General features: G+C 74.8%; 6 protein-coding genes. All 6 read left to right on the plus strand.

All coding sequences use genetic code 11. The features are described from left to right. Positions 1-137 precede the first annotated feature (137 nt). Positions 138-1,802 carry a methyltransferase gene (locus OYE22_RS17655; protein ID WP_277321304.1) on the plus strand — a complete coding sequence of 555 codons (1,665 nt, stop codon included), beginning with the start codon at positions 138-140 and terminating at the stop codon, positions 1,800-1,802. 684 nt (positions 1,803-2,486) lie between these two features. Then, positions 2,487-2,684, plus strand: a complete 198-nt coding sequence (locus tag OYE22_RS17660; protein ID WP_277321305.1) for a hypothetical protein — start codon at positions 2,487-2,489, stop codon at positions 2,682-2,684. 263 nt (positions 2,685-2,947) lie between these two features. Beyond that, positions 2,948-5,848, plus strand: a complete 2,901-nt coding sequence (gene topA, locus OYE22_RS17665) for a type I DNA topoisomerase (RefSeq protein WP_277321306.1) — start codon at positions 2,948-2,950, stop codon at positions 5,846-5,848. 447 nt (positions 5,849-6,295) lie between these two features. Continuing rightward, the gene (gene tmk, locus OYE22_RS17670; protein ID WP_277321307.1) at positions 6,296-10,087 is read left to right on the plus strand and encodes a dTMP kinase; all 3,792 of its coding nucleotides are present in this window, start codon (positions 6,296-6,298) and stop codon (positions 10,085-10,087) included. A 399-nt stretch (positions 10,088-10,486) separates the two neighbouring features. Continuing rightward, a complete protein-coding gene (locus OYE22_RS17675) occupies positions 10,487-11,743 on the plus strand; it encodes a DNA polymerase III subunit delta' (RefSeq protein ID WP_277321308.1) in 1,257 nt (418 codons plus the stop codon). Between the two features lie 273 nt (positions 11,744-12,016). Further along, positions 12,017-13,732, plus strand: a complete 1,716-nt coding sequence (locus tag OYE22_RS17680; protein ID WP_277321309.1) for an alpha/beta hydrolase — start codon at positions 12,017-12,019, stop codon at positions 13,730-13,732. Positions 13,733-13,753 lie beyond the last annotated feature (21 nt).

Below are 13,753 nucleotides of genomic sequence, written 5' to 3' on the forward strand. Positions count from 1 at the left end.
CGGCCCGTACGAGCGCGGAAGCAAGGCCGTACGGGCGGAGCCGGGGCCCCGCGAGAGCGGCGGCACAACGGGCCCGGCGCCCCGCCACACCCGGCGCGGCGCCGGGCCTTCGCCGATTGTCGGTGGTTGCCCCGACAATGGGGTCCGTGAGTACGCACCAGTTGCCCCACGCCGATCCGCAGCGCGTCGAACGCCTTCGCGCGGCGCTGCTCGCCGCCGACTTCACCGCCGACGGCCTCCTCGACCTGCTCGGCGCCCCGGCCTACGCCGCGCTCGGGCGCAGCGAAACCGTGCCGGCGCTCCGCGCGACCGGCGGCGACAGCGGGCTGGAGACCCTGGTCCGGCTGTTCCTGTTGCAGCGCCCGGTGGCCGTCGAGCGGGCCGCCGCCGTACTCCCGGTCGAGGACTGCCTGGCCGACGGCTGGCTGGTGCCCGCCGGCACCGCCGACGTTCCGGCCTCGGATGCCGACGCGGCCGGGGGCGCGGCCGGCGGCGCGGTGCGGGCGAGCGTGGACGTGCGGCCGTACGGCGGGCCGAACGGGGAGGACTGGTGGATCGTCTCCGACCTCGGCTGTGCGGTGGGGGGCGCGGGTGGGATCGCCGTACGCCCCGGGGCGCACGCCGCGTCGGGTGCGCGGGCCGGTGCCGACGGGGCGGTCGATGTGGGGCCGTCCGACGACGAGCAGCGCGCCGTGCCACGGTCACAGTTGGTGCTCGGCGTGGGCGGCGCCTCCACCACGCTGGCCGGCATCACCGTCCGGGGGCCGGTGGGACGGGTTCTCGACCTGGGCACCGGGTCCGGGATTCAGGCGTTGCACGCCGCGCAGCACGCCAGCAGCGTCACCGTGACCGACCGCAACCCGCGGGCCCTGCGGTTCGCCCGGCTGACCCTCGCGCTGTCGGGGGCGGCCGTTCCGGAGGCCCGGGAGGGCTCGCTGTTCGAGCCGGTGCGGGGGGAGACGTACGACCTGATCGTGTCCAACCCGCCCTTCGTGATCTCCCCCGGCGCGCGGTTCACGTACCGGGACGGCGGTATGGGCGGAGACGACCTGTGCCGGACGCTGGTCGAGGGCGCGGCCGAGCACCTGACGGACGGCGGGTACTGCCAGTTGCTGGCGAACTGGCAGCACGTGCGGGGACAGGACTGGCGGGACCGGGTCGCGAGCTGGGTGCCGCCGGGCTGCGACGCGTGGGTCGTGCAGCGTGAGGTGCAGGACGTCACGCAGTACGCGGAGCTGTGGCTGCGGGACGGCGGCGACCACCAGGGGGACCCGGCGGCGTACGCGGAGCGGTACGACGCCTGGCTGGACGAGTTCGCGGCGCGCCGCACGACGGCGGTCGGCTTCGGCTGGATCACCCTGCGCAAGTCCGGCGCCGTCAACCCGTCGGTGACGGTGGAGGAGTGGCCGCACCCGGTGGAACAGCCGCTGGGCGAGAGCGTGCGGGCGCACTTCGAACGCCAGGACTTCCTGCGGGCCACGGACGACGCGGCCCTGTTGGCGACGCGCTTCCGGCTCGCGCCCGAGGTGGTGCAGGAGCAGGTGGGGCTGCCGGGGGCGGAGGACCCGGAGCACGTGGTGTTGCGGCAGAACCGGGGCATGCGGCGCGCGACGAAGGTGGACACGGTCGGCGCGGGGTTCGCCGGGGTGTGTGACGGCTCGTTGAGCGCGGGGCGCATTCTGGACGCGATCGCCCAGTTGCTCGGCGAGGACCCGGTCCAGCTCCGGGATCGGACGCCGAAATCCATTCGGCTGCTGGTCGAGCAGGGCTTCCTGGAGCCGGTTGGGGACGCGGAGGCGTAGCGGTAGCCCGCCCTCGCGAAGCGCGGCAGGGCTTTGCCGGGTCGAGCGGGCGGGGCGGAGAGGAGCACGGAGGGGGCGGCCCGGGGCACGAGGGGCGTGCGGGGCGGCGCGCCGGCGGGCGGCGGGCGAGAGGCAGGCGAGGGGCGGGGCGGGCAGCGGTGGGGGGCCGGTGCCGGGCGGCGCTACCCGGCGTAGGTGGCGGTGGGCCGGCGCCGGGTAGCGGTGGGCCGGGCGCTGGGGGTGCGGCTCGCCGCGCGTGTGAGGACCGAGTGCGCCGTACCTGTTGAAGAGGGCCGTACCTGTTAAAGAGGGGTGCCGTCGTGCCGGTTGCGGAACCGGCCTGGTGACCCCCGCCCCGGCTCTGTCGCCGGTGCTCCGGCGCTCCCGTCTGCCCGTCGCCGGCCCCGGCGGGCGCGCGCCTCGTCGGTGGCGGTGGCTCGCCGGCGGCGGTGTCGTCTGCCGACGGGGTGTGGTGCCGACGTGTGCGATGCCGACGAGGTGCGGGGCTTCTGGAGGGGGTGGGGCCGGTGTGCCGGGTGGGGTGTGCGGCGTGCGGTGGCTTGGTTCGGCTCGGGCTCGGCCGAAAATGAGCGGCGTGCGCGCGTGCCGGCCCGGCGGACAGCGATGTGAGGACGTTCACGTGGCGTTAGCCCGGAAGCCGCCCGTACGTGCCACCCTCCTCGCATGGAGAGTGGACCCGCGGCCTTCGCCGGCACGGCATTCGCGCTGTTCGGCGTCGCGCTGCTGCTGTGGACGGCGGTCCGGCTGCGGCAGCGCCAACCCGTCCTGGACGGCTCGCACCCGACGGTCGCCGCGGTCCTCTCCACCGTTCTCGGCACCGCCGCGCTGGTCGGCGGAATCTGGTGCCTGGGCTCCGTCTGACCGGCTGACCGACCCGGCAGAGTGCCGGCCCGTGCGGCACGCGGCCCGGTTGTCGGGTTACCGTGACAGCGCCTAGGCGGTGCGCAGCAAGAGGAGTGGTTAGGCGACCATCGGCTTACCCTTCGAGTGGCGTTGCGGGCTTTTTCCGTTTGACACCGAGGCGGGAGGTACCGTCACACTCCGCAGCGTCACCGTATTGCCACCGCGAGCACCGTACGCGTGGTGGCCCAGCCACTGAGCGTCGACCGGAGAGAAGAGCGAAGTTGTCCCCGACCAGCGAGACCGCGAAGGGCGGCCGACGACTCGTGATCGTCGAGTCGCCTGCCAAAGCGAAGACGATCAAGGGCTACCTCGGCCCTGGATACGTGGTCGAGGCGAGCGTCGGGCACATTCGCGACCTGCCGAACGGCGCTGCCGAGGTCCCCGCGAAGTACAAGGGCGAGCCGTGGGCGCGCCTCGGGGTGAACGTCGACGCCGAGTTCCAGCCCATCTATGTCGTCAACCACGACAAGAAGGACCAGGTCAAGAAGCTCAAGGAGCTGCTGGCCGAGTCGGACGAACTCTTCCTGGCCACCGATGAGGACCGCGAGGGCGAGGCCATCGCGTGGCACCTCCAGGAGGTCCTGAAGCCCAAGGTGCCAGTGCGCCGGATGGTCTTCCACGAGATCACCAAGGACGCCATCCGGGCCGCCGTGGCCAACCCCCGCGAGCTGAACCAGCGCCTGGTCGACGCGCAGGAGACCCGCCGCATCCTCGACCGGCTGTACGGGTACGAGGTCTCGCCGGTGCTGTGGAAGAAGGTCATGCCGCGGCTGTCGGCGGGCCGGGTGCAGTCGGTGGCGACGCGGCTGGTCGTGGAGCGGGAGCGGGAGCGCATCGCGTTCCGCTCGGCCGAGTACTGGGACCTGACCGGCACGTTCGCCACGGGCCGCACCGGCGACGCCAGCGACCCGGGCACCCTGGCCGCGCGGCTGGCCTCGGTGGAGGGCCGCCGGGTCGCGCAGGGTCGCGACTTCACCTCGGTCGGGCAGCTCAAGGACGGTTCGGCCGTCCTGCACCTGGACGAGGCGCAGGCCCGCGCGCTGGCGGCGGCGCTGGCCGAGACGAACTTCGCGGTGCGCTCGGTCGAGTCGAAGCCGTACCGCCGCGCCCCGTACGCCCCGTTCCGCACCACGACGCTCCAGCAGGAGGCCAGCCGGAAGCTGGGCTTCGGTGCGAAGTCGACCATGCAGGTGGCGCAGAAGCTGTACGAGAACGGCTTCATCACCTATATGCGTACGGACTCCACCACGCTCTCGGACACCGCGATCACCGCGGCCCGGGCGCAGGTCACGCAGCTCTACGGGGCCAACTACCTGCCGGACAAGCCGCGCAGCTACGCCGGCAAGGTGAAGAACGCGCAGGAGGCGCACGAGGCGATCCGCCCCTCGGGCGACCGGTTCCGCACGCCCGCGGAGACGGGGCTCACGGGTGACCAGTTCCGCCTGTACGAGCTGATCTGGAAGCGGACCGTCGCCTCCCAGATGAAGGACGCGGTCGGCGACTCGGTGACCGTGCGCATCGGCGGCCAGGCCAGCGACGGCCGGGACGTCGAGTTCACGGCCTCGGGCAAGACGATCACCTTCCACGGCTTCATGAAGGCGTACGTCGAGGGCGCCGACGACCCGAACGCCGAGCTGGACGACCGCGAGCGCAGGCTGCCGCAGGTCGCCGAGGGCGACCGGCTGACCGCCGAGGAGATCTCGGTCGACGGGCACGCCACCAAGCCGCCGGCCCGCTACACCGAGGCGTCGCTGGTCAAGGAGCTGGAAGAGCGCGAGATCGGCCGCCCGTCGACGTACGCGTCGATCATCGGGACGATCCTGGACCGTGGCTACGTGTTCAAGAAGGGCACCGCGCTGGTGCCGTCCTTCCTGAGCTTCGCCGTGGTCGGGCTGTTGGAGAAGCACTTCGGCCGGCTGGTCGACTACGACTTCACGGCCAAGATGGAGGACGATCTCGACCGGATCGCCGCCGGTCAGGCTCAGGCCGTGCCGTGGTTGCGGCGCTTTTACTTCGGCATTGACCAGAGTGACCCGGCGGCCGGCGACATCGCGGCCGCGCCCGGCGCCGACGTGGCCGGCGACCACCTCGGCGGCCTGAAGGAACTGGTCACCGACCTCGGCGCGATCGACGCCCGCGAGGTGTCCTCGTTCCCGGTCGGCAACGGCATCGTGCTGCGGGTCGGCCGCTACGGCCCGTACGTCGAGAAGCCCTCGCCGACCGAGGGCGAGCCCGGCCAGCGCGCAGACGTGCCCGACGAGCTTCCGCCGGACGAGCTGACGGTCGAGTACGCGGAGGAGTTGCTGGCCAAGCCGAGCGGCGACTTCGAACTCGGCACCGACCCGGACACCGGGCGACAGATTGTTGCCAAGGACGGTCGGTACGGACCGTATGTGACCGAGGTGCTGCCCGAGGGCACGCCGAAGACCGGCAAGAACGCGGTCAAGCCGCGCACGGCGTCGCTGTTCAAGTCGATGTCGCTGGACACGGTGACGCTGGCGGACGCGCTCAAGCTGATGTCGCTGCCCCGTGTGGTGGGCGTCGACCCGCAGAGCGGCGAGGAGATCACCGCGCAGAACGGCCGCTACGGGCCGTATCTGAAGAAGGGCACCGACTCGCGATCGATCGAGACCGAGGACCAGCTCTTCACGATCACGCTTGACGAGGCGCTGGCCATCTATGCCCAGCCCAAGCAGCGCGGCCGCGCCGCGGCGAAGCCGCCGCTCAAGGAGCTGGGCACCGACCCGGTGAGCGAGCGCCCGGTGGTAGTGAAGGACGGCCGGTTCGGCCCGTACGTCACCGACGGCGAGACCAACGCCACGCTGCGCCGTGACGACGACGTCGAGACGATCACGCCCGAGCGCGGCTACGAGCTGCTCGCCGAGAAGCGCGCCAAGGGGCCGGTGAAGAAGAAGACGGCCAAGAAGGCGCCGGCGAAGAAGTCCACCGCGAAGAAGGCACCGGCGAAGAAGACCGCGGCCAAGAAGACGACGGCGGCCAAGAAGACCACCGCGAAGAAGACGGCGGCCAAGAAGACGACGACGTCGGCGGCGAAGGCCGCCGCGGCGCCGGCGAAGAAGGCCGCGACGGCGACCAGGTCGGCGGGAGACGCGTCGGAGTAGCGCACGCGCACACACACGGCGGCCGACGGGCCGCGCCGCTCCGCCGGCGCGGCCCGTTTTCGCGCCCTGGGACTGTGTGTTTCTCGTGCCTCGGGGATGCGGGGCTGCGAAGTCGCAAGGCCGTGGGGGCCGCGCACCCGCCGTGTACGCGCCCGCCGCGTGCGCCCCGCGCGTTCGGTGGGGGCGCGCTCGCCGGTGGGAAAGCGACTCGGGGGGCATGGGAGCGCGGAGGCGTGGTGGCCGGATCGCGTGGTGCGTAGCCGAGTTCGGACGGGCGGTCACGGCGGATCGCGTGGCGCGCGACGAGCTCACGCGCCCCCTGTGCGACCCCCTCAGGGGCTGGTTCGCCCCGCTGTGACCGACTCGTCCGGGCACATGTCGCGATGCGCCCGTCCACATGTTCGGGCTCGGCCACGGCAATTCGTGTGACCCGGATAGGCTGGCGGGATGACGCGAACCGAGCAGCCAACGGCCGTCAGCTCCTCAGCCGGCGCTCTCGCCGCGGACTCCCGCGAGCGCGCCGTACGAGCGTTGCTTCACTACCCACCGCTGCGACGGCTGTGGAGTGCGCAGTTCGTCAGCGGCATCGGCGACGCGCTCGCCGTGCTGGCCCTGCTGGCGCTGTCCTTCCAGGCGGCGGTGGCGGCGGGCGCGTTCGGTGGTGGGTACCGCGGTGCGGCGCTCGCGATCGCCGCGGTGTTCGGCGCCCGGTTGCTGGCCACGCTGTTGTTCGGCGCGGTGTTGCTCGGGCCGCTGGCCTCGTTGATCGGCACCTCCGGGCCGCTCGACCGGCGCTGGACCATGATCGGCGCCGACGGGGTGCGGCTCGTACTCCTGGTGATCGCCCCGCTGTGGATCGACTGGATGCCGGCCGACGCCGTGGCATCGCTCCTGGTCACGGCCTTCGTGGTGGGCGTGGCCGAGCGGCTGTGGACGGTGGCCAGGGACGGCGCGGCCCCGGCGCTGCTGCCGCCGCCCCCGCTGGAGGGCGCGGCGGTACGACCGCTGCCCGACCACCTCGACGCGTTGCGGAGGCTCTCGCTCCGTACCACCGCCGTCTCGCTGCCGATCGCCGCGGCCGGCATGCTCGTCGTCACCCTGCTGAGCAACGTGCTCGGCTCCGGCATCGACTGGTTCCACCAGCACCAGCCGGCGCTGGCCTCGTACGTCGCCGCCGGCCTCTTCGCGGCCTCGGTCTCCGTCCTCTTCTTCCTGGAACTGCCCGGCGCGCAGGCCACTCGCGCGCGCTCCCCGCTGGAGGGCCTGCGCCGGCCCAAGGTCCCGGTGCGCGGGGCGGGCGGCGCCCGGGACACCGCACCCGACAAGGGGCGCACGGGAGCGATCCCGGTGCTCGTACCGGCGTGCGCGGCGGTGGCCGGTGCGATGGCCGCGGCCTTCGGCGTCGCCCCGCTCCAGGCCGCTGACCTCGGCGGCGGGCCGGTCGGGTTCTCGCTGCTCGCGCTGGCGATCGCCGGCGGCCCGGTGATCGGCGTACGGTGCGCGCCACGGGTGCTGCCCGCGCTCTCGCGCCGTCGCCTGTTCGCGCTCGCGATCACGGCCACCGGGCTCGCGCTGCTCGCCACCGGCCTGGTCCCCGACCCGGCGACGGTGCTGCTGCTGGCGCTGCTCGCGGGCGTCGCGGCGGGGATCGCGGCGAACATCGGGCACACGCTGCTCGACCAGGAGACCGAGGAGTCGCGGCGGCCGCGCACGACGGAGCACCTGCACGCGGTCGTCCGGGTCGCGCTCGCGCTCGGCGTGCTCGCCGCCCCGCTGCTGGCCGCCGTGATCGGCCCGCACCGGCTGGAGAACGGCGACTTCGTCTTCGCGCACGGCGGCGCGGCGTTCACGCTGATGCTGGTCGGCGCGCTGCTGCTGCCGGTGGCCGCGCTGGTGCTCGGCAAGACCGACGACCGGCAGGGCGTGCCGTTGCGGCGCGACCTGCGGGACGCGGTGCGTGGCGGCGAGCCGGCGGAGGCGCCGGCCGCGAACGGCTTCTTCATCGCCTTCGAGGGCGGCGACGGGGCGGGCAAGTCGACGCAGGTCACGGCGGTCGCGGAGTGGATCCGCAGCAAGGGCCACGAGGTCGTGGTCACCCGCGAGCCGGGCGCCACCGCGATCGGCAAGCGGCTGCGCTCGATCCTGCTCGACGTCGCCAGCGCGGGGCTCTCGCACCGCGCCGAGGCGCTGCTGTACGCGGCGGACCGGGCCGAACACGTGGACTCGGTGGTACGGCCCGCGCTGGAGCGCGGCGCCGTGGTGATCTCGGACCGCTACATCGACTCGTCGGTGGCCTACCAGGGCGCCGGGCGCGACCTGTCGCCGACCGAGATCGCCCGTATCTCGCGCTGGGCGACGGACGGCCTCGTTCCGCATCTGACGGTGCTGCTCGACGTTTCCCCCGAGGCCGCCCGCGAGCGGTTCACGGAGGCGCCCGACCGGTTGGAGTCCGAGCCCGCCGAGTTCCACCATCGGGTGCGGGCCGGGTTCCTGACCCTGGCCGCGGCGGCCCCGGCGCGCTACCTGGTGGTCGACGCGAGCCAGGAGCCCGAGGCCGTCAGCACGGTCGTACGGCACCGCCTCGACCAGGTGCTGCCGCTGTCGCAGGCCGAGATCGAGGCCCGCGAGGAGGCGCGCAGGAAGGCGGAGGAAGAGGCCCGCCGCAAGGCCGAGGAGGAGGCGGCGCGCAAGGCCGAGGAGGAGCGGCTTGAGCGCGAGCGGCAGGAGCAGCTCGCCCGGCTGCGGGCCGAGGAAGAGGAGCGCAAGCGCCGCGAGGCCGAGGAGGCCAAGCGCCTGGAGGCCGAGCGGCAAGCGGAGGAGGCCCGGCAGCGGGCCGAGGAGGAGCGCCGACTCGCCGAGCAGGAGCGGCAGCGGCGCGAGGCCGAGGAGCGCGCCCGCGCCGCGGAGGAGGAGCGGCAGCGCCGGCAGGCCGAGGAGGAGGCGCGGCTGCGGGCCGAGGCCGAGGCGCGGCGGCTGGAGAAGCAGCGTAAGGCGGAGGAGGCGCTGCTCCGCGCCGAGCAGGCACGCCTGGCGGCCGAGGCGGCTGCCGCGCTGCCGGAGCCGGGGCTCGGCGGCGCGCCGGGCGCGACCGACACGACGCCGCCGAAGCCCGGCCGGCCGAGCGCGCGGGACGAGGCGCCCACGGTGCCGACGCCGCTGGTCAAGCCGTCCGACAAGGGCGCGGGCGGCCCGGCGGGTACGGCCGCGGCGGGTGCCGGCGAGGCCCCGGCGACCCCGGCCGCTGGACCTTCCGCCGCCAAGCCCCGGGCCACCGCCGGCCCCGACGCGACGGAGACGGTGGAGACGCCGCGGATAGACCCGCGGGCGCCGCGACCGGACGCTGCCGCGGGCGGCGGCGCGGGCGGTGGCGCGGGCGGTGGCGCGCGGAGCGATGCGGCCGACGACGCGACGTGGGTGCTGCCGCGCGTACGCCCCGAGGCGGACTCCCCGGCGCAGGGCGCGCCCAGCGCGCCGGGGGCACGCGAGACGGGTGCGGCACGCGAGGCGCGCGGGGCCGACGGCGCGCGGGACCCGCGTGAGGCCGATGGCGCGCGGGACCCCCGTGAGGCCGCAGGCCCGCGCGAGGCCGCTGGTACCCGCGAGACGCAGGAGACGCGGGAGGCGTGGGACACGGAGGAGACCACGCAACTGCCGACGCCGCCCCAGCCGGACACGCCCACGGGCGCGATGGACGAGACGGCCGTGCTGCCCGCGGTCGGCGCCGAAGGCGCGCGTCCAGAGGCCGAGCGCCCGTCGGACCCCGCGGACCGGGTGCCGCCGTGGGTGTTCCGGCCCGAGTCCGACGCCGCCGACGGCGGGCGTCAGGCCGCCCCGGACTCCGGCAACGAGCGCACGCGGGAGCTGCCGCAGTTCGACCCGACGCAGGCCGGCACCGGCCAGGCCCCGTTGGGTCAGGGCGACGCGGAGCAGGCGGGCGACCCTGGAGCGGACCCGCACGGCCGCAAGCGGCGTCGCCCCGAGTGGGCCGAGGAGACCCCGCTGGATGACCTGCCGACGCTGGCCGACGAACTCCTTGGCCCGCACGACGCGGCAGGTGGCGGCCACTACGCCCGGCCCGAGGAGCGCCACCAGGGCGGTCACTACGGACCCCAGGCCGGTCACGACGGCCAAGACCAGTCCCCGGGCGGGCAGCCCGGGCAGCGGGACCCCGGCGGCCGGGGCAGCACGGGCAACGGCCGCCCGGGCAGCGGCCGCAGGGGCTGGGGCCGCAAGGGCTGAGTCGGAAGCGGGTCGGGCCCCGAGGACAGGGCCCGACCCGCCCCGCTCGCCACCGGCGGGCGATACCGCAGGTCAGCACGGGTGCGGCCGGCATTGTCAGTGCCGTACTCCACAATGGTTGGCGGATGGACGAACCGCCCACCGCACGGTCGGAGCACCTGCGACACACGCGTCGGTGCGCTGACGTGTTGGCGCGTCGGAACGCCAATGCGGCGGTGCGGGCGCGGGTACGCCTGGGTGCCGCTCGACGGAGCGGCAGGCGGGGGAGGCGGTCGCCCGCCGTGGAGCGCGAAGTGGCGCGTCTCGTGACGGCGGCGCGTTACGGCGGGGGCGCGGGACGACGAGGGTACGGGGACAGGCGGGGCACGGCAGCAGGTACGGCAGGCAGGGAGAAGCGTCATGGCGGTGTGGGACGACCTGGTGGGACAGGACCGGGTCGCTGAGCAGCTCGCCGCTGCCGCGCGGGACGCGGACGCGCTGGTCACGGACGCCTCGACCGCGGACGCGACGCCTCCGGGCGCCTCGGCCGCCGAGGCGAGCGGTGCGACGCGGCGCCCGTCGGGCGCGAAGATGACGCACGCCTGGCTGTTCACGGGCCCGCCCGGCTCCGGCCGCTCGACGGCTGCCCGCGCCTTCGCGGCGGCCCTGCAATGCGTCAGCCCCGACCGCGCCCTGGGCGGAGCGCCGGGCTGCGGCTTCTGCGACGGCTGCCACACCGCCCTCATCGGTACGCACGCGGATGTCGAGGTGGTCCGTACGGACATGCTGAGCATCGGCGTCAAGGAGACCCGCGACCTGGTGCGCCGGGCCCAGCTCTCCCCGGCCAGCGGGCGCTGGCAGGTCATCGTCCTGGAGGACGCCGACCGGCTCACCGAGGGCGCGGGCAACGTGCTGCTCAAGGCGATCGAGGAGCCCGCACCACGCACCGTGTGGCTGCTGTGCGCCCCCTCCCTGGAAGACGTGCTGCCGACGATCCGTTCCCGGTGCCGCCACCTCATCCTGCGCACCCCGCCGGTGGAGGCCGTCGCCGACGTGCTCGTACGGCGGGACGGCATCGACCCGGAGCGGGCCGCGGTCGCCGCGCGGGCCACCCAGGGGCACATCGGCCGGGCCCGCCGGCTGGCCACGGACGAGCGCGCCCGGGCCCACCGCGCCGCCGTGCTGTCGGTGCCGCTGCGGGTGGACGACGTAGGCGGCTGCCTCAAGGCCGCGCAGGAGCTGGTGGACGCAGCGACCGAGGAGGCCAAGCAGCTCGCCGAGGAGGTCGACACGAAGGAGACGGAGGAACTGCGCGCCGCGCTCGGGGCCGCGGCGGGCACCGGCGGCCGGCTGCCGCGCGGCACGGCCGGCGTGATGAAGGACCTGCAGGACCGGCAGAAGCGCCGCTCGACGCGCACCCAGCGCGACAGCCTCGACCTCGCCCTCACCGACCTCACGGCGTTCTACCGCGACGTGCTCGCCCTGCAGTTCGGCTCGCAGGTGGCCATAGCCAACGCCGAGCAGCGCGACGCTCTGGAGCGCATCGCGGCGAACTCCAAACCCGAGCGGACGCTGCGCCGGATAGAGGCGATCCGCGCCTGCCGCGAGGCGCTCGACCGGAACGTGGCCCCGCTCCTCGCGGTCGAGGCCATGACCCTGTCCCTGCGTGCGGGCTGACCCACCCACCCTCGCCCGCGCGCCCGGCCGCCCGTACGGCCCCGACGTGGGGCGTACGGCACGACCCCGCCGCCGCCGGGCCCGCGCCGCCACCCGCCTGGCCGGGCGGGCGGGACGGGGCCGCTCGGGGGCTGGTTCAGCGTGACGTTCACTCGTACGGAGGCCATGAATGGCGACTGTGTGTACGCGTGTCGATACCCTCCGACTTCCGGTGCGCGACCGCCGACGTGCGGCTGACGCGCGCCCATGCCGCGGACGACTGAGGGGTCGACGATGGATACGAGTCGCTTGTTCCGTACGTCCGGGACCCTGGTCGCGGCTGCGGCGCTGCTGGTCTCCGGCTGTTCGTCGAGCGGCCACCCGTCCCCTGGCTCGGCGGTCACAGCCTCCTCGTCGGGGCCGCTGTCACCCTCGCCCGGCAGCGAGCACGGGCGGCAAGGCGAGGTCGGCGGGCGCGGCGGGACCGACGACGGCGCGGGCCGCGTGGACCCCCGGGCAGGCGCGAGGGGCGCGCCCGACGAGTGGTCCGGAGCGAGCCGCGCCACCACCGTCCTGCGCCCGCTGCCGCCCGCGATCCCGTCCCCGCTCAGGGGCTACTACGAGCAGCGGCTGCGCTGGCGGCCGTGCGGGTCCAACGGGTTCGAGTGCACCACGCTGCGGGTCCCGTTGGACTACGCGCGGCCGGGCGCCCACCGCGACGTACGGCTCGGCGTCTCCCGCAAGCGGGCCACCGACGGGCCGCGCCGGCTGGGTTCGCTGCTGGTCAACCCGGGCGGGCCGGGCGGCTCGGCGATCGGCTACCTCCAGGCGTACGCGGGGATCGGCTACCCGGGCGCGGTACGGGCGCGGTACGACATGGTCGCCTTCGACCCACGCGGGGTGGGGCGCAGCGAGCCGGTCCGGTGCCTGTCGGGCCGCGAGATGGACGCCCACCTGCGGACGGACCAGACCCCGGACGACGCGGCCGAACAGCGGGGCCTGGTGCGCGCGTACGAGAAGGTGGCCCGCGGTTGCCAGCGCGGCTCCGGCCGGCTGCTCGGCCATCTGTCGACCACCGAGGCGGCCCGCGACATGGACGTGCTGCGCGCCGCCCTCGGCGACCGGAAGCTGACCTACGTGGGCGCGTCGTACGGCACGTTCCTGGGGGCCACGTACGCGGGGCTGTTCCCCGGTCGCGTGGGCCGGCTCGTGCTGGACGCGGCCATGGACCCGTCGCTGGGCGCCGAGCGGATGAACCTGGAGCAGACCGCCGGCTTCGAGACGGCCCTCACGGCCTTCGTGACGGACTGCGTCCGGCGCGCGGACTGCCCACTGGGCACGGACGACCGCTCCAAGGCCGTCGGCCTCCTCGGCGACCTGTTGCACCGCGCCGACGCCCGACCGCTGCGCGCCGAGGAGGGGCGGACGCTGACGGAGTCGCTGGCCACGACGGCGGTGATGTCGGCGATGTACGACGAGAGGGCGTGGCCGGCGCTGCGTACGGGGCTCGCGGAGGCGATCCGCGGGGACGGTACAGAGCTGCTCAAGTTGTCAGACGCGTTCTACGAACGGTCGGACAACGGCACGTACAGCAACCTCATGGTCGCCAACCAGGCAGTGAACTGCCTCGACCTGCCCCCGGCCTTCCACCGCCCGGCCGAGGCCATCCAGTCCCTGCCCACCTTCCGGAAGGCGTCCCCGCTCTTCGGCGAGACCCTGGCATGGGCGGCCCTGAGCTGCGCCTACTGGCCCGTCAAGGCGACCGGCCGCCCCCACCGCATCGAGGCCAGGGGCGCCGCCCCGATCCTGGTCGTCGGCACCACCCGCGACCCCGCCACCCCCTACCGCTGGGCCCGCTCCCTGGCCGCCCAGCTCTCCTCGGCCCGCCTGCTCACGTACGACGGCGACGGCCACACGGCGTACGGCCGGGGCAGCGAGTGCGCGGACCGCACGATCAACACCTACCTCCTCACGGGCCGACTCCCCGCCCCCGGCACCACCTGCACTTGATTCGCCCAGCCCCGCACGACC

It is taken from the genome of Streptomyces sp. 71268 (assembly GCF_029392895.1).
Lineage (GTDB): Bacteria > Actinomycetota > Actinomycetes > Streptomycetales > Streptomycetaceae > Streptomyces.